This is a genomic window from Paramesorhizobium salinisoli (assembly GCF_003335045.1).
Taxonomy (GTDB): Bacteria; Pseudomonadota; Alphaproteobacteria; order Rhizobiales; family Rhizobiaceae; genus Paramesorhizobium; species Paramesorhizobium salinisoli.
The window spans coordinates 372,596-390,658 of the sequence record NZ_QOZG01000001.1; the positions used below are offsets into that span (position 1 = coordinate 372,596).

An 18,063-nucleotide genomic window follows, 5' to 3' on the forward strand; every position below is an offset into this window, starting at 1 on the left:
TGTTCATACAGGTTTGGATAAACCTGCAACCAGGTTGGGATAGAAGCGTTATCCCCACCGGAAATTTCCATGCTTCTGAAGGAGGCAAAAAAAATGAACCGCATTGTTAAGGCAGCAGTTCTGGCCGCTGCATCGGTAGCAGCCGTAGTCGCTCCGCTTTCGATGACCACCGCATCCGCAGGCGACTGGGGTAATCGCGGTGGCGGGGGCTGGGGTCACCATCGTGGTGGCTGGGGCCCAGGCCCGGCCTGGGGCGGAAGGCCATACTACCGTCACCGGAACCGTAGCGGCGACGCTTGGGCAGCCGGCGCCATCGGCCTCGCAGCCGGCGCGCTGATCGGCAGCGCGATGTCGCAGCCGCAATATGCGCCGCCACCGCCGATCATTTACGACCAACCCCCGGTCTATGGTGGCTATTATGCCCCGGCGCCGCGCCGCGTGATCTATCAGCGCTCTGTCGGCTTCCAGCCATGGTCGAACGGATGGTATAACTATTGTTCGAACCGCTACCGCTCATTCAACCCGCGGACGGGCACCTATCGGGGCTATGACGGTGCAGACCATTTCTGCACTGCAAATTGATAGACGGCGGCACTCACATAAATAAAAGTAAAAGCCACCAGAAGTGGTGGCTTTTACTTATTAATACAGAGCAATAGATAAATTTTCTGAATCTATTTACTAAGTTATATCGCGCCTTTTATCCAACCAGGAACGGATTGGTCCGGCGCTCCTCGCCGAAACGCCCGCCCGGTCCGTGGCCGCAGATGAAGCCGATATCATCGCCGAGCGGCAGCAGCTTTTCTTTGATCGAGCTGATCAGCGCCGCATGATCGCCGCCGGGAAGATCAGTGCGCCCGATCGAACCGTTGAACAACACGTCCCCCACATGGGCAAAGTTTGCATCCCTGTTGAAATAGACGACGTGGCCCGGCGCATGGCCGGGGCAGTGCAACACCTCGAACACATGGCTGCCAAAGGAAACCTTGTCCCCGTCCTGGAGCCAGAGATCGGGTGTCATGTTGCGGACGCCGCCGCTAATGCCATATCTGAGTGCGATCATCTCCAGATTGTCGAGGAGAAATTTATCCGCCTCGTGCGGACCGGTGACCTCGATGCCGAGCGCCTCCTTGAGATCGAGAGCGCCGCCCGCATGATCGATATGGCCATGAGTGAGCCAGATCGCCTGCGCGGTGATCCCGTTGGTATGCAGCGCTTCTAGGATACGGTCGACATCGCCGCCCGGATCGATAATCACGCCTGTTTTATCCTCATCATCGAACAGAATCGTACAATTCTGCTGAAAGGGAGTGACAGGAATGATGTGCGCCTTCAATTGACCCATGAATTGTCTCCGGCAAAAGCAGATTTTGTTTCGATCGAGCGGTCGGAAGAATGATACTGCACGGCCTCATTTGAGACCGCAAATGGGTACCGCCCTCTCACCGATCAAGATGGACCTTTTCAGACTGCAACGTCTGCTCTACCGGCGCGACTATAATCACCGAACTGGGCATCATGAAAACGGGCGGTCAAAGACCGCCCGTAAATCGTAATATATGGCAGTTCCCTCTTTTAATCGCCCGCAAAGCGGACGACCACTATCTCATCCAGCATCCCGGCAAAGCCACGCCCACGGCCAGTGTCAGGCCCTATTGGAGCATGTCTATGCCGTCCGGCTCACGCCTTGCTGGCAACCGCGTTCTTGATCAGACCGACAATGGCGGTCACGATGAGTCCGCCAGCGCCGCCGCCGATAGCGTGGCCAACAACGCCGGTGAGGACTGAATCAACGCTGCCATTCGTCAGAAGCGGCATAAGTTGGCCGAGCAAAAGGCCGCCAATACCACCTGCTACGGTATTACCAGCAGTACCGAGACTGAGATTCTTTGCTGCGCCGGCAACATTGCCGCCAAGCATGCCAGTAACCAGCTGAATGATGATCGGAAGAAGAGCTTCCATAATTGTCACCCCGTCAAAGTGTTTCTCGCCAAAGCAGAATCCTCAGGCAAGGTTGATGTTGGACGGTTTACCGGCAAAGTCAAACCAGAACACAGTTCAAAAAGAAAAATGCGGCGAAAACCGCCGCATTTCTTGTTTAAAACTTAACAGAGCATTTCCAGTAAAAAGCAGGAACCAATTTTACCTGCAGAAATAAGTTTATTCTGCTGCTGCCCGTTTTGGCTGAACCTCAGCCATGTAATCGTGCATCAAGTTGGTCGCGACATCGCCAACAGTAAAGCGATATGGCCCGATTTCAGCAACCGGAGTGACTTCCGCCGCAGTTCCTGTCAGGAAGCATTGCTCGAAACCTTCCAGTTCCTCCGGCATGATGACGCGCTCTATCACTTCGTAGCCACGGCGCTTGGCCAGGTCGATGACCGTGCGGCGCGTGATGCCGTCGAGGAAGCAATCGGGGATAGGCGTATGAATGACGCCATCCTTGACGAAGAAGATGTTCGCGCCGGTCGCCTCGGCCACCTGGCCGCGCCAGTCGAGCATCATCGCGTCGGCATAACCCTTGGCTTCCGCCGCATGCTTGGAAATCGTGCAGATCATGTAAAGGCCGGCGGCCTTGGATTTCGACGGCGCAGTCCTTGGATCCGGACGGCGATATTCCGCGATATCGAGGCGGATACCCTTAAGCTTCTGCGCCGGATCGAAATAGCTCGGCCACTGCCAGATGGCGATGGAGAGATTGATGCGGTTGTTCTGTGCGGAAACACCCATGGATTCGCTGCCGCGCCAAGCAATCGGACGCACATAGGCATCCTCGAAACCTTGCTTGGCCAATAGTTGTCGGCACGCCTCGTTGATCTCAGCGACGGAATAGGGAATATCGAAGCCAAGAATACGGGCGGATTCGTGCAGGCGCTCGTTATGCTCGTTGAGCTTGAAAATTTCACCGCCATAAGCGCGCTCACCTTCGAACACGGCGCTGGCATAGTGCAGACCATGGGTCAACACGTGCACCTTCGCATCCCCCCAGCGAAGGAACTCGCCATTCATCCATATGTAACCTTGAAGCTGATCGAACGGAACGGATGCCATGTTAACCTCCAGGCGTTTTCATCCCTGAGCATGATCGGGAAAAGTTGTGGACCTTTCCGGCAAGATCATGCGGCTATAAATTTTCCGGGTTTTCGCGTTACCATCCGTTCCCGGTTATCGAATGGCAGACTATCGAGCAAAACTGATTATATACGCAATTCAGAGAGGGATTATGTCTTGAAAAGCGGTACTAAGTTTATGTTTCTTTCAAAATATGCCCCGACAGCTTAGCGAAAATTATCAGCGCCGCGAAACTAAGTCAACAAGGCTGACATATTTTTACCATGACCGGAGCCAACGAAGTGAAGCGCACCATGGATTCCCGTATTACAAAGGCCCTCTCGAACGAGGACGCACCGGACCTCAATCTGATCGAGTTGCTGTTCTTTGCCTATCGAGACTTCACTGCCGACCCGGATCTGATCCTTGAGAAGATCGACTTCGGGCGGGCGCACCATCGCGTCCTCTATTTCATCAACCGGAAACCTGGCATGACCGTCGCCGAACTCCTGGATGTGCTGAAGATCACCAAGCAGAGCCTTGCCCGCGTCCTCAAGCAACTCATCGATACGGAGCACGTCGTGCAGGTGACCGGCCCCCGCGATCGCAGGCAGAGGGAACTTTATCCTACCGCCAAGGGAAGGGAACTGGCGCTTGCCCTCGCCCTGCCACAGTCGCGCCGTATCGCGCAGGCGCTGCAGGAAAGCGGTCCCGAAAATCGCAGGGCGATCGAATCTTTCCTCAAGGCCATGGTCAATCCCGATCAGCGCGCGCAGATCGACAGTTTGCCCGCCGCGGGTTAGAATTCGCGCAGCGGTGGAATCGTAAGGACGAGCAGGAAACTATATGATGAAGACAAGGGATGCCGACATGGTCATGGAAGAAAAAACAGTTTCCGACGATGCACCGCATCTTCTCGTTGTCGATGACGACACCCGCATCCGTAGCCTCCTGTCGCAATATCTGACCGGCAGCGGCTTCCGCGTGACGGTGGCCGCCAACGCAGCCGAGGCGCGGCGCAAACTGGAAGGCATCGACTTCGATCTGCTGATCGTCGATATCATGATGCCCGGGGAAAGCGGCGTGGCCCTGACAAAATCGCTGCGCGAGCAGAAGGATGTGCCGATCCTGATGCTGACCGCCCTGTCGGAAACCGACAGCAGGATCGACGGACTGGAAGCGGGTGCGGATGACTACCTGCCCAAGCCCTTCGATCCGCGCGAGTTGATCCTGCGGATCAACAATATCCTGCGCCGCGGCTCGGCGCCGCAGCAGCCGAAGATCGAGCAGGTGGTGTTCGGTCCCTACACATTCTTCATTCCTCGCAAGGAACTGAAGAAAGCTGGCGAAAACATCAAGCTGACGGACCGTGAACAGGACATCATGGCGATCTTCGCCGAGCGGGCGGGCGAGACCGTGCCGCGTCACGAACTGACCGGACAGGAAGGCGAGGTTGGCGAGCGCACCATCGACGTGCAGATCAATCGGTTGCGCCGCAAGATCGAGCAGGACCCGGCCAATCCGGTCTGGCTTCAGACCGTGCGCGGCATCGGATACAAGCTCAGCATCGAATGAGTTCTTACAAGAGCCGCGGGAAACTTCTACAAAACCAATCTGGCCTTGGCCGTGTGGCGTCGACCGGAGTTTTGATCTGACAAGATGAAATCGCTCTGGACGAGATCCGCCAGGTGGCTGGCGCGCAAGATGCCCAAGCGGCTTTATGCCCGCTCGCTCATCATCATCATCGCCCCGATGGTGCTGCTGCAGTCGGTCATCTTCTTCGTTTTCATGGAACGCCACTGGCAGATGGTGACTGAGCGTCTTTCGACGGCTGTCGTGCGGGATATCTCCGCCATCATCGACATTATCGAGACCTATCCGCAGGATCCGGGATATGAAAACATCATCCGCATCGCCCAGCAGCGTCTTGCGCTCAACATATCCATCCTGCCGCCCGATCCCCTGCCCCCGCCAGGCCCCAAGCCGTTCTTCTCGATCCTCGATTACTTTTTGAGCGAGGAAATCACGCGCCAGATCAACCGGCCGTTCTGGGTCGATACAGTAGGCGATTCCGATCTGATCGAGATCCGCATCCAGCTTGAAAACAAGGTGTTGCGCGTTTTTGCCCGCCGCAGCCAGGCCTATGCCTCCAACACGCTGATCTTCCTGATATGGATGGTCGGAACAGCGCTGGTGTTGCTCACCATCGCCATCCTGTTCCTGCGCAACCAGATCAGGCCGATCCAGCATCTCGCCCAGGCGGCCGAAAGCTTCGGCAAGGGCCAGCCCATGCCGGAGGGTTTCCGCCCGCGCGGTGCCGAGGAGGTCCGCCGCGCCGGTCTCGCCTTCATCCAGATGCGCGAGCGCATCGAGCGTCAGATCGAGCAGCGCACGGCGATGCTGAGCGGCGTCAGCCATGATCTGCGCACCATACTGACCCGCTTCAAGCTGCAGCTGGCGCTGGCCGGTTCCAAGATCGATGCCGAACCGCTCAACCAGGACATCGCCGACATGCAGACCATGCTCGAGGGCTATCTGGCCTTCGCCCGCGGCGAGGCGTCGGAAGAGCAGGGAACGTTCGATCTCGCTCGCCTCTTCGACAAGCTTGGCGAGGAGGCGAGATTGCGCCAGCGCGAATTCCGGTCAGCGATCGAGGGGGACAGCATCGTGCAGGTCCGCCCGAATGCCTTTTCGCGCCTGATCAGCAATCTGGTTTCGAACGCCTTCCGCCACGCGGAAACGGTCGAGGTGACGGCTGTTCACAGCGAGGCCGGGCTGACCATCACCGTCGACGACGACGGAAGCGGAATTCCCGCCGATAAGCGCGAGGATGTCTTCAAGCCCTTCGTCCGGCTCGACGAGGCGCGCAACCAGGACGCCGGCGGCACCGGTCTCGGCCTCGCCATCGCCCGCGACATCGCCCGCAGCCACGGCGGCGACATCACTCTCCATGACAGCCCGCTCGGCGGCCTGCGCGCGACGGTGAGAATACCGGCTTGAGTTGGAGGGGATAGCCCATGAGGGATGGGCAAACATCCGCGACACGATCCAGAAATCATCAGCTGAGGTGCAGGCATAGCCTTGAATTCGCAGAATGGCGAGCCCATACGTCACTTCCGCAGGATTTGCCTGTCCACGCCGTGCAAGACTTTCTATAATTTCGAGCACGAAAGAGGGCTGCTATGCACCATCAGGAGAACTACAAGGACCGCCTCGACCGGGTGCTCGATTACATCTACGCCCATCTGGAGGATGATCTCTCTTTTGACCGGCTGGCGGAAGTTGCTTGCCTTTCTCCCTATCACTGGAGCCGGATTTATTCGGCCATGCGCGGAGAAACCGTTGTCGCGACGATCCGCAGGCTGAGGCTCCAGCGCGCTGCTGATCAGCTTGCTAACTCCGATCTCGAAATCGGAGCAGTTACCGTGCGTGCTGGCTATAGCTCGACCGACACGTTCGGGCGGGCATTCAAGGACGCATTCGGCGTGAGCCCCGTCGCCTACCGCGAGAAAGGCTCGCACGCTGCCTTCAAGGCCGCTAATGCGGCCAGCGATGCAAGCGGCTTTCCAGTGGTAGTGGAGAGCTTGTCGGAACGCCGCTGCGCCGGGATCGATCACACCGGTTCTTACATGGAAATTGACCATGCCATGGGTAGACTCTTTACCGAGCTTGCCACCCGTCATGCCATGCCGCCCCAGCCCGCCATGATCGGGGTGTTTTTCGACGATCCCGATCTGGGAACTGAGGAGGAATTGCGCTCGCGCGCCTGCCTGCCGGTGGCAAGTTCCGTCACAATCGATGCGCCACTGGTGGAGACGGTTCTGCGCGGCGGGCCATATGCGAAACTGAGCTATACAGGTCCCTATGCCGATATGCGCGGTGCCTACCGCTGGTTTCTGGGCGTGTGGCTACCCGCTTCCGGCTATGAGCCGGATGATGCTCCGATCTTCGAAGCCTATCTCAACGACCCACGTGAGGTGCCGCAAAGCGAATTGCGCACCGATATTCACCTGCCTCTCAAGATAGCGCCATGACGAGTCCGCCTGTCCCTGGACCCGTTGCCGAAGCGCTATCGCGCTACCCGGAGCCGCTGCGGGCGCGTCTGTTGGAGATTCGCGAGATGGTATTTGCGGTAGCCACTGAAACCGAAGGCATCGGCCCGCTGACCGAAACGCTCAAATGGGGCGAACCGGCCTATCTGACCGAGGCAAGCAAGAGCGGAACAACCATCAGGCTGGGCACCACCAAATTGGCACGCCAGGAATGCGCGGTGCTATTCAACTGCAAGACAGAACTTGTCAAAACGTTCCGAACCCATTTTCCTGACGATTTCGCATTCAGGGGAAACCGCGCACTCGTCGTACCCATGGCGCGAGCTCTGCCGCACGAGCCACTGAAACTCTGCCTGCACGCGGCGCTGATCTATCATCGGCGGAAAGGCGCGGGTTCCTGGTCATAACGAAGCGCGGAGTTCGACCACGCCGAGACTGCTCGCAGTTCAGCCTGTTGCTCTCGCAACCCTGATTGTTGACAACCAGAGCTTTGCGGCGGCAAGCGCCAGGAAGCCGAAGTGGAGACGGCGGCCTTGTCATATAGGGTTGTAATGCGGCGGAACGGCCTTCAGCGGTTTGGGAATCCTTTGTCACAGGTCCTAAAACAGCTTGCCGCCGTTCGGCACAGGCTTGTCGACCGAGGCGAGTACGACAGCGCCCTCTTCGTCCGGCAGGCCGAGCGTCAATACCTCGGACACGAATGGCCCGATCTGGCGCGGCGGAAAATTGACGACCGCCAGGACCTGACGGCCGACCAACTGCTCGGGGGTGTAATGCTTGGTGATCTGGGCCGAGGATTTGCGGACCCCGATCGTCTCGCCGAAATCGATCTTCAGCTTGATGGCCGGCTTTCGCGCTTCCGGAAAGGGTGCGGCTTCGATGATCGTGCCGCACCGTATGTCCACTTTCTCGAAATCGTCCCAGCTAATCGTGTCAGGCTTGCTCATTTCTCGTGACCCCGAAAAATATCCTGTTGCGATCAGGCGTGGCCGACGGTCTCGAACAGGACGCTATCCAGCGCCTCGCGCGCCGAAATGCCCGACCAGACGACGAACTGGAATGCCTGGAAATAGCATTCGCAGGCGTCGAGCGCGCTTCCCAGAAGCACCTCAACCTGACGGCTCGTCGGCTCGGCGCCGCCGGCCAGGAGCAGCGACTGGCGAAACATGATCGCGCCTTCCTGCTGCCAGAAATCGAAGTGCCCCATCAGCAATTGCTCATTGATGAGCGAGAGAAGCCGCATCACTTCGTTGACGCGCGGCTCGCCGACCTTGATGTCGAATGCGCATGCCAAGTGAAGTGCCTCGAAATCCTCCATCCAGGAGAAGGAGACATGATAGTCGGTCCACAACCCAGCCACGGACATCGCAATTTCATCGTCGCCTGTACGCTCGAACGACCAGTCGTTTGAATGCGCGACCTGTTCGATGACATCCACGGGATGCGCATCGCGAGCGATTTCAAGCTCAAGAAGGCTCATAACCATTTCCTGTATCTGGAGCAGACCTTCATAAAAAAGTCATGCTCAAAATCTTGACGAGCGCACCACACGCCCGCCTGAAAGACACGCAAACACATACTGATACTGGAGAACGGCCTAAGGCACCTTGACCCGCTAAAACCCCCTGTGCCGTCACCACATGACCCGGTTTCGAATCATGTAGTGTTTTCAGTCTATTGATGCTGAGTCAGAGCGCTAGTCCCTTTTCGAAAAGAGACGCGAAAGCATGTGGACAGAGCCTGCCGTGCAAATGCACCGGGCCGCTATAAGCGACTCTAAGACAAGGGTTTTTGGCGTCCGAAGCCTGTTGATAAATTTTTAAGAATTATCTCGGGGTTTTGTCGAGGCAGAAGACGATTTGGCGGATTTGGGCGCGGATTGCGCCTCGATTTTCGAAAGGCGCGCCTCAAGTGCTTCGATCCGCGCGGTGAGCGCGCTGTTTTCGGTGCGTGCCTTCGCCGCCATTTCGCGCACGGCCTCGAAGTCCTCGCGCTGCACGACATCCATGGAGTTGAGGATGCGCTCGACCTGCGCGCGCATGGCGGTTTCCACTTCGCGACGCACGCCCTGGGCAGCACCGGCCGCGTCGGTCACAAGCTTGGCAAGTTCGTCAAGCACCCTGTTCGTTCCGCTGGTCATGGCAGTCACCTCTGTTGAGCATTCTTAATCAGATAAGCGCCCATATTATGCGATGCAAGCGCCTGATGGAAATCCGTAGCGAATTCATACCTCAACGCGAGCGATCGGACATCATGCTTGACCGGCGCTGGATCGTCTTGCATGGTCCGCGCAATTTTCGGAGAGACCCATGATCGAACCGCTTCTACCGCTTTCCGCCCTCGCCTTTCCCGATATCAATCCGGTAATCTTCTCGATCGGGCCGCTGGCAATCCATTGGTATGGCCTTGGCTATGTCGTGGGCATCCTCTTCGCCTGGTGGTACGGCAAGCGTCTTCTTTCCACGCCCCGCCTCTGGGCCGGCGACCAGCCCCCGATGAAGCCCGAAGCGCTCGATGATTTCGTGCTCTGGGCTGCCCTCGGCGTCGTGCTGGGCGGCCGCATCGGCTACGTGCTCTTTTATAATCTTAGCTTTTATCTCGCCAATCCGCTCGCCATCCCTGCGGTATGGGACGGCGGCATGTCGTTTCACGGCGGCATTCTCGGCACCACGCTCGCCATGATTCTCTTCGCCCGCCGCCACGGCATCGGCGTTTGGAGCATGTTCGATACGGTCGCGGCTGGCGTGCCCGTCGGGCTCGGATTGGTGCGCATCGCCAATTTCATCAATTCCGAATTGTGGGGCCGAGTTACCGACGTTCCCTGGGCGTTCTATTTCCCGAATGGCGGTCCGCTTCCGCGCCATCCCAGCCAATTGTACGAAGCGGCGCTGGAAGGCCTCGTGCTGTTCGTCATCCTGTGGCTGCTCGTCCACAAAGGCCTGAAGCTCAAGATGCCGGGCTATATCAGTGGCGTCTTCGTTGCCGGCTACGGCCTCAGCCGAATCATCGTCGAATTCTACCGCGAGCCGGATCCGCAGCTCGGCTATCTCTTCGGTGGCTGGCTCACCATGGGCATGGTGCTTTCCCTGCCGATGGTGCTGATCGGCCTCTGGGCCGTGCTGCGCGCCAGGAGCGCTGCACGCCGCGCGGCAGCATAATCCCAGCATGACGGCTCTGAAACAGCGCCTCGTCAGGCTGATCGACACCGCAGGACCGATCAGCGTCGCCGAATATATGGCGGCCTGCCTCGGCGACCGCGAGGCGGGCTATTACACGACGCGTGAACCTTTCGGCCGCGAAGGCGATTTCATCACCGCGCCGGAGGTGAGCCAGATGTTCGGCGAGCTGGTCGGCATCTGGTGCGCCGGCGTCTGGCAGGCATTGGGCCAGCCGCAAAATGCAGTGCTTTGCGAAATCGGCCCCGGACGCGGTACGTTGATGGCGGATATGCTGCGCACCCTGGCAAAGGTCGCGCCGGCCTTCCTCGGTTCCGCCCGCGTCGCCATGGTAGAGACCAGCCAGCGCTTGACCGAAATCCAGCAGAAAAAGCTGGCCGGCGCCGTGCCATCCATCACTTGGCACCGCGAGATCGAAGATGTTCCCGAGGGTCCGCTGATCCTTGTCGCAAACGAGCTTTTCGATGCGCTGCCGGTCCGTCAATATGTCAAGGTCAATGGCCGCTTCGTCGAGCGTCTCGTCACGACGATGCAGACTGCCGATGGCACGGAACTGGGTTTTTCCGCAGGCGCCGGTTCGATCGACGCAGCACTTCTGCCGCCCCGCCACGCCCAGGCCCCCGACGGCGCCATCTTCGAGGCCGCCCCTGCCCGCACAGCCTTGATGCAGCGGATCGCCGAACGCATCGCCGCAAGCCGTGGAGCCGCCCTCCTCATCGACTACGGCCATCTCGAAACGGGATTTGGCGACACGCTGCAGGCAGTGTCGAAGCACAAACCGCAAGGCGTCTTCGAAAAACCGGGGGAAGCCGATTTGACCAGCCATGTGGATTTCGCGGCGCTGGCCGACACAGCCCGCGCCTTTGCCTGCCGGACGGGCGCGATGACGCAAGGCGATTTCCTGCTTGCGATGGGGCTGCTCGACCGCGCCGGACAGCTTGGCGCCGATAAGAACGAAGCCTATCGCGAGCAGATAAGAACCGATGTCGAACGCCTCGCAGGCCCCGGGCAGATGGGCACGCTCTTCAAGGTGCTCTGCGTCAGCGATCAAAAGAGCCGCATCTTTCCATTCGATCCGTCAGTTTGACCCGTCCCGCTTTGACGACAATGGAGCGATTGACTTCCCTTTCCCTCTCGCTCAACATCCCGCGCCTTGAGGAGACCTGCTGATGCTGACCATGGACCGCCCTGCCCCGATACGCTCACCACTGCTCCAGGCTGGGGACGGCAAGAATATCGTGCATGGCTTTTTCACCCGTCAGGGCGGCATTTCCCAAGGGATATATCAGGGCCTCAATGTCGGCGCAGGTTCCCACGACCAGCCGCAACATGTCGCCGAAAACCGCCGAAAGGTGGCCCAGAGCCTTGGTGTGCAGCCGGACCACCTCCTGACGGTCCATCAGGTCCATTCCCCCGACGTCATCATCGTAACCCGCCCCTTCGAGGGCGAACGGCCGAAAGCGGACGCCATGGTCACTGCCACGCCGGGCATCGCTCTCGGCGCGCTCAGCGCCGATTGCGGGCCGGTGCTCTTTGCGGATATCGAAGCCCGTGTCATCGGCTCGGCGCATGCCGGCTGGCGCGGCGCCATCGGCGGCGTTCTCGAAAATACGGTGGAGGCGATGATCGCGTTGGGAGCCGACCGCTCGCGCATCGTCGCGGTGCTCGGGCCGACGATCGGACCGGAAAACTACGAGGTCGGCCCGGAATTTTTTGCTCAATTCGTTGAGCGGGATGCTTCCTATGCCGGTTATTTCAGCCCATCTCCGCAGGATGGCTACAAGATGTTCGATCTGTGGAGCTTCATCATCGACCGGCTGGAAGCAGCAGGCGTCGCGGCCGATGCCCTCAGGCAATGTACCTATGCCAACGAGGCGCAATTCTTTTCCTACCGGCGCGCCACCCACCGCAACGAAGCGGATTACGGTCGCCAGATTTCAGCCATAGCCATCGCGGAGTAAACCAATGGCCCTTCATTTCCAGCCGGAAGAGTATGCCGCTCGCCACGACCGCCTGCTTCTGAAGATGGCGGAGGAAAAACTCGATGCGCTGCTGCTCTTCTCGCAGGAGAGCATGTATTGGCTGACTGGCTACGATACGTTCGGCTTCTGCTTTTTTCAGTGCCTGGTCGTCAAGTCCGACGGCTCGATGGTGCTCATGACCCGCTCGGCGGATCTGCGCCAGGCGCGCCATACGTCGAATATCGACAACATCGTGCTGTGGACCGACCGGGAAAATGCCAACCCGGCGATCGACCTGCGTAATATTCTCAACGAGATGGATCTGCTCGGCAGCCGCATCGGCATCGAATACCAGACCCATGGGCTGACCGCCGCCAACGGCCGCCTGCTCGACGAGCAACTGACCAGCTTCGCCAAGCTGGCCGACGTCTCGGGCCTTGTCGATCGGCTGCGTCTCCTGAAGAGCCCGGCGGAAATCGCTTTCGCCCGCAAGGCCGCGAACCTCGGCGACGATGCGCTTGACGCCGCGTTGAAGATCGTCAAGGCCGGCGCCAGCGAAGCCGACATCCTCGCCGCGATGATGAGCGCGAATTTCCAAGGCGATGGCGATTATCCGGCCAATGAATTCATCATCGGTTCGGGCGCCGACGCCCTGCTCTGCCGCTATAAGTCTGGCCGGCGCAACCTGACGAAGAACGACCAGCTCACGCTGGAATGGTCCGGCGTCTACCGGCATTATCACGCGCCGATGATGTGCACGATTCTGACCGGCAAGCCGACCAAGCGGCATCTGGAACTCTATGACGCCGCCCGAGAGGCGCTCGAAGCCGTCGAAGCGGCGCTGACCCCCGCCTCCACCTTCGGCGACGTCTTCGACGCCCATGCCAAGGCGATGGAAGCCCATGATCTGACTCGTCACAGGTTGAACGCCTGCGGATATTCCGTCGGCGCGCGCTTCACTCCGTCGTGGATGGATCCGCAGATGTTCTATTCAGGCAATTCGGAGCGCATCGAGCCCGATATGACGCTCTTTGCCCATATGATCATCATGGATTCCGACAGCGGAACCGCGATGACGCTGGGCCGCACATATCTGACCACGAGCGCCGCCGCCGAGCCCCTTTCGCGCCATTCTCTTGACTTGATTGTCAAGTGAATCGGAATCCTTATAAGTTGCCAATTGAGCGCCATGTGTCCAGTTTTTGGCGTGTAAGAACGATCTAAGTCTTTGAATCTACCCATCGCGCTTTCTGAAAAACGATTCCGGTTTTCGGGCCGATGCAATAGGATGGAAATCGCGGAGATTGCCGCAGCTTCTGGAGCAAGCAGCCGAAAATGAAAAAACAGTTCACTTCGATTGTTCTGCTCCTCGCAGGAGCTCTTGCCGCATGCAACAGCACGGAGGCAACGCTGTCCGTGCCGAGTTCCGGCGGCACTGCCGCGTCTGGTGCAACAACAGGCCAGGCAGCGGGACAGACCGCTACCCAACCGGGCACGGGATCACAGACCGCCGGAACGCTGCGTCTCGACAAGCTGCAGATCGCGCCGATCGTCGGTGCCCCGGTCAGTGTCGTCACGCCGCTGTCGCGCCGGCTCGCAGCCGATGCGAAAGCCAAGGGCGTGACATTGGCCGGACCCAACGAAGCCGGTCAGGCCTATGTCATGAAGGGCTATTTCTCAGCCCTTGCCGAAAACAACGAGACGACGGTTCTCTATGTCTGGGATATTCTCGATCCCTCGGGCAACCGCCTGCACCGCATACAGGGCCAGGAGAAGGTTGCAGGCAGCGCGCCGGATTCCTGGAGCGCCGTTCCCGCCTCCGCGATGGAGGCGATCGCCGGGCGCACCATGCAGGAATACGCATCCTGGCTTGCGGCAAACCGCGCACCGGCCGCGCAGACCGGCGCTTCCGCCCAATAGCAGGAAATCCGCATAAAGCGTTGGAATCTGGCCAATAATCCCCATTTCATGTCCCATTTTCGCTTGCCGGGCCTACGAATTTTTCGGTGATTGTTAGCCACGTATCACTAATGGACGCTTGCATTGTGCGAGAGTCGCGGTAAAAGGCCGCTCATCCATAGGGCTCGACCAGCGCCAGGGGCAGATCAAGCATGAAACTTTTTGCGGGCAACTCCAATCGTGTGCTGGCTGAATCTGTCGCAAAATACCTGAATATCCCCCTTGGAAAGGCCAGCGTCCGGCGCTTTGCCGATCAGGAGATCTTCGTCGAGATTCAGGAGAATGTCCGTGGCGAGGATGTTTTCGTCCTCCAATCCACATCCTATCCGGCAAACGATCATCTGATGGAACTGCTCATCATGATCGACGCCTTCCGCCGCTCGTCCGCCCGTCGCATCACCGCCGTCCTGCCCTATTTCGGCTATGCCCGGCAGGACCGCAAGCCCGGCCCGCGCACGCCGATTTCCGCCAAGCTGGTCGCTAATCTCATCACCGAGGCCGGTGCAAACCGTGTCCTCACGCTCGATCTCCATGCCGGCCAGATCCAGGGGTTCTTCGACATCCCGACCGACAACCTCTACGCCGTTCCGGTTATTGCACGCGATGTGAAGGCGCATTACAGCACCTCCAATGTCATGGTCGTTTCGCCTGATGTCGGCGGCGTCGTGCGCGCCCGCTCGCTGGCGAAGCGCATCGATGCGCAGCTCGCCATCGTCGACAAGCGCCGCGAGCGCCCGGGCGAATCGGAAGTCATGAACGTCATCGGTGACGTAACCGGCAAGGATTGTATCCTTTTCGACGATATCGTCGATTCCGGCGGCACGCTGTGCAACGCCGCCGAGGCGTTGCTGGCCAAGGGCGCGAAGAGCGTCACCGCCTATATCACCCACGGCGTGCTCTCCGGCGGCGCCGTCGCGCGCATCGCCGCATCCAAGCTGAAGGAACTGGTCATCACCGATTCCATCCAGCCCACCGCCGCAATCATCGCCGCGCCCAATATCCGGGTTCTGCCCATTGCCGACCTGATCGGCGAAGCCATCTCCCGCACGGCTTCAGAAGAGTCGGTTTCGAGCCTCTTCGATTAAAGCGGCACTGCAGACCGCCCTTTTTCAGTAGCGATTCCCGGTATTGGTTGAGGAATGGATCTCAGTGACAGGCACTGGGATCCATTCCTCGTCATCTCCATAGCCGCGACGGGCAAAATAGCTCAAGCAGAGCGCTTCGTTATAACAAGAAGCGCTGACCGGCTACTCGGCAGCCGAACGTTCTTCCGCCGCCTCATCCGGTGCATTCGGGTCGCCCGGCCCCGTCTCGCAGCCCAGATCGGGAAAGGCGACGATGCGTTTCCCGGTAAAATCGGTGCGAACCACCAAAAGCCCCCTCTCCTCGAAATAGGTGAGAAGCCGCCGCGCCCGGCTCACGGAATGCGTGCCATAAGCGCGCGCCAGCACCGCGTCGGACGGGCAAGGTGCGCCTGTGACAGCGGCTTGCGCAACGATGAGGAACACACCCTGGACATCGTCGGTCAGGCTTTCCGAAAGATTGAGCGCCTCCTGCCAGGTCTTCCCCGCGGCCGTCTCGCCATCGAGATTGGTCTGCGCCAGCGCCAGCTTGCGGCGGAACGCCGGCAGCGCCAGCGGCTCTCCCGGCACGCGGTGGATGCGGCAACGGACGAGAAAATCCTGATAGAGTACGGCGACGGAGCGGAACGAGGCTTCGGGATCGTCGATGATCTCGCGCATCACCTTGTCGATGAGGTTTTCCCGCTCGGCTTCGGCTATCCCCGGAAAAAGCGGCTCCACCGGCGCTTCGGGCTCCGGCCTCGCCTTCGTGAGTTGCGCCAGGATCTCGGCGGTGGGACGCGGCGGCGGCGGCGCGGGCGCACGCTTCACCATGGGGCGTATCTCGCCGGGACTGGGCGTGAAGATCAGCCCACGCGCATCCTCCGGCGCATCCGGCAGCGGCATCAGCTTGGGGCTGCCCGACCGGGCGGAGGTTTCCACCGTGCCGATCTTGATCGGCAGCGGCCGCCGCGACAGCGCCGGCCCGAGCGCCACGAAATGGCCGCGCGCCAGGTCCCGGAACATTTCCGCCTGCCGCCGCTCCATGCCCAACAGATCGGCGGCCCGCGCCATGTCGATATCGAGAAAGGTCCGGCCCATCAGGAAGTTGGAGGCCTCGGCCGCCACATTCTTGGCGAGCTTCGCCAGCCGTTGCGTGGCGATGACGCCGGCAAGCCCGCGCTTGCGGCCGCGGCACATCAGATTGGTCATCGCGCCGAGCGAAAGCTTGCGCGCCTCGTCCGACACTTCGCCGCCGACGGCCGGAGCGAAGAGCTGCGCCTCGTCCACGACGACCAGCATCGGATACCAGTAATCGCGGTCGGCATCGAACATGCCGCCCAGGAAGGCGGCGGCGCAGCGCATCTGCTGCTCGACATCGAGCCCTTCCAGATTGAGGATGACCGAGACACGGTGCTGGCGAATGCGCGCGGCGATCCGCGTCAACTCGGCCTCGGTGCGGGCCGCATCGACCACCACATGGCCGAACGCATCGGCAAGCGTGACGAAATCGCCCTCCGGATCGATGATGCACTGCTGCACCCAGGGGGCGCTCTGCTCAAGCAGGCGGCGAAGAAGATGCGACTTTCCCGAACCCGAATTGCCCTGGACCAGCAGGCGCGTCGCGAGCAATTCCTCCAGATCGAGCATGGCCGCGGTCCCGCCGGACGTGGCTCCCATGTCGATGCCGACCTTCATCCTGCCTCCTGAAATGCCTGTTCGAATCGTTGATGCCACCGGACGAAGCAATCATCCCTGCAACCTGCCCCCTTTAGCACTCCCATTCCCCCGGCGCGCCTGTCTTGTCGCGAAACCCACAACAAGGTACCGACAGGAACGAAAAATCCCGATCAAACGAAAGTCTTGCATCAGACTTTGGAAGCATTCCAGGATTGTGCGACAAATATGCAGGAACCTGCAACCGGCCACGAGCCGAAATCAAGCTGCGACACCACCGAACGCCCTGCGAACTTGCACATTTGCGACCTTTCCGTTATAGAGCCGCCATCCGTGTAGACACCCTTGGAGGCAACACGGAATGGGGCGGCCTTTCGTTCGCGTGTTCGGACGGCAAATTGGGCCGCTTCATGTTTTTCTGCCCGGCTTGCCGGGAGGAAGAACACTCCAGATTTAGAACCTCGAAAGGAAATGCCATGAGCGAAACATACGAGCTCAAGGCCGAGGCGCGCGAACGGGTCGGTAAGGGGTCCGCCCGGGAACTTCGGCGCAACGGTAAAGTGCCAGCAGTCATCTATGGTGACAAGCAGGCCCCCATCTCGATTGCCTTGCCCTACAAGGAACTCTACTACAAGATTCACGGCGGCGGCTTCAAGACGACCATCGCCACGATCGACGTCGACGGCCAGAAGATCCAGGTCCTGCCGAAGGATTATCAGCTTGATCCGGTTCGCGATTTCCCGGTTCATGTCGATTTCCTCCGCGTTTCGGCGAAGTCGGTCGTTCACGTGAACATCCCCGTTCACTTCGTGAATGAGGAAGCGGCTCCCGGCATCAAGCGCGGCGGCGTTCTCAATATCGTTCGCCACGACATCGAGTTCACCGCGCCAGCCACGGCGATCCCCGATTTCATCGAGATCGACCTGACCGGCCTGCAGCTCGGCGATTCCATCCACATCTCGGCGGTTACCCTGCCGAAGGATGTGACGCCGGTTATCCAGGACCGCGACTTCACCATCGCCACCATCGCTGCCCCTGCCGGCCTCAAGTCCGAGGAAAACGCGGCCGTTGACGCCGCCGGTGTGCCCGCGACGGAAGAGAAGGAAGGCGAGTAATCGTCTTTCCG

The 18,063-nt window shown here is 59.8% G+C and carries 20 protein-coding genes; 13 read left to right on the top strand and 7 right to left on the bottom strand.

Annotation, left to right across the window (positions count from 1 at the left end; translation table 11 throughout):
* The first annotated feature begins 93 nt into the window (after positions 1-93).
* On the top strand, positions 94-582 hold the full coding sequence (locus DUT91_RS01725) for a BA14K family protein (protein ID WP_114438991.1): 489 nt from the start codon (positions 94-96) through the stop codon (positions 580-582).
* Between the two features lie 118 nt (positions 583-700).
* Here the strand turns inward: DUT91_RS01725 and DUT91_RS01730 are convergent, their stop codons facing one another.
* From DUT91_RS01730 to DUT91_RS01740, 3 genes are all read right to left on the bottom strand, one after another.
* On the bottom strand, positions 701-1,345 hold the full coding sequence (locus tag DUT91_RS01730; protein WP_114438628.1) for an MBL fold metallo-hydrolase: 645 nt from the start codon (positions 1,343-1,345) through the stop codon (positions 701-703).
* Between the two features lie 335 nt (positions 1,346-1,680).
* Complete coding sequence (locus tag DUT91_RS01735; RefSeq protein ID WP_114438629.1) at positions 1,681-1,962, bottom strand: hypothetical protein; 282 nt, start codon at positions 1,960-1,962, stop codon at positions 1,681-1,683.
* A gap of 198 nt (positions 1,963-2,160) precedes the next feature.
* The gene (locus DUT91_RS01740; protein ID WP_114438630.1) at positions 2,161-3,051 is read right to left on the bottom strand and encodes a branched-chain amino acid aminotransferase; all 891 of its coding nucleotides are present in this window, start codon (positions 3,049-3,051) and stop codon (positions 2,161-2,163) included.
* 302 nt (positions 3,052-3,353) lie between these two features.
* On the opposite strand from DUT91_RS01740, the gene DUT91_RS01745 reads away from it, so the two are divergent.
* From DUT91_RS01745 to DUT91_RS01765, 5 genes are all read left to right on the top strand, one after another.
* Positions 3,354-3,854, top strand: a complete 501-nt coding sequence (locus DUT91_RS01745; RefSeq protein WP_425373739.1) for a MarR family winged helix-turn-helix transcriptional regulator — start codon at positions 3,354-3,356, stop codon at positions 3,852-3,854.
* 46 nt (positions 3,855-3,900) lie between these two features.
* Positions 3,901-4,626 (top strand): response regulator, encoded by a 726-nt coding sequence (locus DUT91_RS01750; protein WP_114438993.1) that lies wholly within the window; start codon positions 3,901-3,903, stop codon positions 4,624-4,626.
* 84 nt (positions 4,627-4,710) lie between these two features.
* Positions 4,711-6,051 (top strand): ATP-binding protein, encoded by a 1,341-nt coding sequence (locus DUT91_RS01755; protein WP_114438631.1) that lies wholly within the window; start codon positions 4,711-4,713, stop codon positions 6,049-6,051.
* A gap of 182 nt (positions 6,052-6,233) precedes the next feature.
* Positions 6,234-7,085 (top strand): AraC family transcriptional regulator, encoded by an 852-nt coding sequence (locus DUT91_RS01760; protein ID WP_114438632.1) that lies wholly within the window; start codon positions 6,234-6,236, stop codon positions 7,083-7,085.
* Positions 7,082-7,510: a DUF1801 domain-containing protein gene (locus DUT91_RS01765; protein WP_114438633.1), complete on the top strand. Its 429-nt coding sequence runs from the start codon at positions 7,082-7,084 to the stop codon at positions 7,508-7,510. The genes DUT91_RS01760 and DUT91_RS01765 overlap by 4 nt, the downstream gene beginning before the upstream one ends.
* Before the next feature lie 192 nt (positions 7,511-7,702).
* Here DUT91_RS01765 and DUT91_RS01770 read toward each other — a convergent pair whose 3' ends face one another.
* The 3 genes from DUT91_RS01770 to DUT91_RS01780 all read right to left on the bottom strand — a co-directional run bounded on the left by DUT91_RS01770 (position 7,703) and on the right by DUT91_RS01780 (position 9,243).
* Positions 7,703-8,050, bottom strand: a complete 348-nt coding sequence (locus DUT91_RS01770) for a tRNA-binding protein (RefSeq protein ID WP_114438634.1) — start codon at positions 8,048-8,050, stop codon at positions 7,703-7,705.
* Between the two features lie 32 nt (positions 8,051-8,082).
* A complete protein-coding gene (locus DUT91_RS01775) occupies positions 8,083-8,583 on the bottom strand; it encodes a type III secretion system chaperone family protein (protein WP_114438635.1) in 501 nt (166 codons plus the stop codon).
* A 339-nt stretch (positions 8,584-8,922) separates the two neighbouring features.
* Positions 8,923-9,243 (bottom strand): accessory factor UbiK family protein, encoded by a 321-nt coding sequence (locus DUT91_RS01780; protein ID WP_114438636.1) that lies wholly within the window; start codon positions 9,241-9,243, stop codon positions 8,923-8,925.
* Positions 9,244-9,412: 169 nt separating this feature from the next.
* Here DUT91_RS01780 and lgt point away from each other — a divergent pair, with 169 nt between their 5' ends.
* The 6 genes from lgt to DUT91_RS01810 all read left to right on the top strand — a co-directional run bounded on the left by lgt (position 9,413) and on the right by DUT91_RS01810 (position 15,284).
* A complete protein-coding gene (gene lgt / locus DUT91_RS01785) occupies positions 9,413-10,261 on the top strand; it encodes a prolipoprotein diacylglyceryl transferase (RefSeq protein ID WP_114438637.1) in 849 nt (282 codons plus the stop codon).
* Between the two features lie 7 nt (positions 10,262-10,268).
* Positions 10,269-11,366 carry a class I SAM-dependent methyltransferase gene (locus DUT91_RS01790; protein WP_114438638.1) on the top strand — a complete coding sequence of 366 codons (1,098 nt, stop codon included), beginning with the start codon at positions 10,269-10,271 and terminating at the stop codon, positions 11,364-11,366.
* Positions 11,367-11,448: 82 nt separating this feature from the next.
* Positions 11,449-12,240, top strand: a complete 792-nt coding sequence (gene pgeF / locus DUT91_RS01795) for a peptidoglycan editing factor PgeF (protein ID WP_114438639.1) — start codon at positions 11,449-11,451, stop codon at positions 12,238-12,240.
* 4 nt (positions 12,241-12,244) lie between these two features.
* Positions 12,245-13,396 carry a M24 family metallopeptidase gene (locus tag DUT91_RS01800; RefSeq protein ID WP_114438640.1) on the top strand — a complete coding sequence of 384 codons (1,152 nt, stop codon included), beginning with the start codon at positions 12,245-12,247 and terminating at the stop codon, positions 13,394-13,396.
* Positions 13,397-13,575: 179 nt separating this feature from the next.
* Positions 13,576-14,160: a hypothetical protein gene (locus tag DUT91_RS01805; protein WP_114438641.1), complete on the top strand. Its 585-nt coding sequence runs from the start codon at positions 13,576-13,578 to the stop codon at positions 14,158-14,160.
* A gap of 191 nt (positions 14,161-14,351) precedes the next feature.
* Positions 14,352-15,284 (top strand): ribose-phosphate pyrophosphokinase, encoded by a 933-nt coding sequence (locus DUT91_RS01810; RefSeq protein ID WP_114438642.1) that lies wholly within the window; start codon positions 14,352-14,354, stop codon positions 15,282-15,284.
* Positions 15,285-15,446: 162 nt separating this feature from the next.
* Here DUT91_RS01810 and DUT91_RS01815 read toward each other — a convergent pair whose 3' ends face one another.
* Positions 15,447-16,958: a helicase HerA domain-containing protein gene (locus DUT91_RS01815; RefSeq protein ID WP_114438643.1), complete on the bottom strand. Its 1,512-nt coding sequence runs from the start codon at positions 16,956-16,958 to the stop codon at positions 15,447-15,449.
* A 455-nt stretch (positions 16,959-17,413) separates the two neighbouring features.
* Here DUT91_RS01815 and DUT91_RS01820 point away from each other — a divergent pair, with 455 nt between their 5' ends.
* Complete coding sequence (locus tag DUT91_RS01820) at positions 17,414-18,052, top strand: 50S ribosomal protein L25/general stress protein Ctc (protein WP_114438644.1); 639 nt, start codon at positions 17,414-17,416, stop codon at positions 18,050-18,052.
* The last annotated feature ends 11 nt before the right edge of the window (positions 18,053-18,063 follow it).

What these genes read in the sequence shown, in the direction of transcription:
- DUT91_RS01750 (WP_114438993.1), top strand. Translation starts at nt 3,901, where the DNA reads ATGAAGACAAGGGATGCCGACATGGTCATGGAAGAAAAAACAGTTTCC.
- DUT91_RS01740 (WP_114438630.1), bottom strand. Translation starts at nt 3,051, where the DNA reads ATGGCATCCGTTCCGTTCGATCAGCTTCAAGGTTACATATGGATGAAT.
- DUT91_RS01810 (WP_114438642.1), top strand. Translation starts at nt 14,352, where the DNA reads ATGAAACTTTTTGCGGGCAACTCCAATCGTGTGCTGGCTGAATCTGTC.
- DUT91_RS01775 (WP_114438635.1), bottom strand. Translation starts at nt 8,583, where the DNA reads ATGAGCCTTCTTGAGCTTGAAATCGCTCGCGATGCGCATCCCGTGGAT.
- DUT91_RS01790 (WP_114438638.1), top strand. Translation starts at nt 10,269, where the DNA reads ATGACGGCTCTGAAACAGCGCCTCGTCAGGCTGATCGACACCGCAGGA.
- DUT91_RS01760 (WP_114438632.1), top strand. Translation starts at nt 6,234, where the DNA reads ATGCACCATCAGGAGAACTACAAGGACCGCCTCGACCGGGTGCTCGAT.
- DUT91_RS01820 (WP_114438644.1), top strand. Translation starts at nt 17,414, where the DNA reads ATGAGCGAAACATACGAGCTCAAGGCCGAGGCGCGCGAACGGGTCGGT.
- lgt (WP_114438637.1), top strand. Translation starts at nt 9,413, where the DNA reads ATGATCGAACCGCTTCTACCGCTTTCCGCCCTCGCCTTTCCCGATATC.
- pgeF (WP_114438639.1), top strand. Translation starts at nt 11,449, where the DNA reads ATGCTGACCATGGACCGCCCTGCCCCGATACGCTCACCACTGCTCCAG.
- DUT91_RS01755 (WP_114438631.1), top strand. Translation starts at nt 4,711, where the DNA reads ATGAAATCGCTCTGGACGAGATCCGCCAGGTGGCTGGCGCGCAAGATG.
- DUT91_RS01805 (WP_114438641.1), top strand. Translation starts at nt 13,576, where the DNA reads ATGAAAAAACAGTTCACTTCGATTGTTCTGCTCCTCGCAGGAGCTCTT.
- DUT91_RS01815 (WP_114438643.1), bottom strand. Translation starts at nt 16,958, where the DNA reads ATGAAGGTCGGCATCGACATGGGAGCCACGTCCGGCGGGACCGCGGCC.
- DUT91_RS01770 (WP_114438634.1), bottom strand. Translation starts at nt 8,050, where the DNA reads ATGAGCAAGCCTGACACGATTAGCTGGGACGATTTCGAGAAAGTGGAC.
- DUT91_RS01730 (WP_114438628.1), bottom strand. Translation starts at nt 1,345, where the DNA reads ATGGGTCAATTGAAGGCGCACATCATTCCTGTCACTCCCTTTCAGCAG.
- DUT91_RS01800 (WP_114438640.1), top strand. Translation starts at nt 12,245, where the DNA reads ATGGCCCTTCATTTCCAGCCGGAAGAGTATGCCGCTCGCCACGACCGC.
- DUT91_RS01735 (WP_114438629.1), bottom strand. Translation starts at nt 1,962, where the DNA reads ATGGAAGCTCTTCTTCCGATCATCATTCAGCTGGTTACTGGCATGCTT.
- DUT91_RS01765 (WP_114438633.1), top strand. Translation starts at nt 7,082, where the DNA reads ATGACGAGTCCGCCTGTCCCTGGACCCGTTGCCGAAGCGCTATCGCGC.
- DUT91_RS01780 (WP_114438636.1), bottom strand. Translation starts at nt 9,243, where the DNA reads ATGACCAGCGGAACGAACAGGGTGCTTGACGAACTTGCCAAGCTTGTG.
- DUT91_RS01725 (WP_114438991.1), top strand. Translation starts at nt 94, where the DNA reads ATGAACCGCATTGTTAAGGCAGCAGTTCTGGCCGCTGCATCGGTAGCA.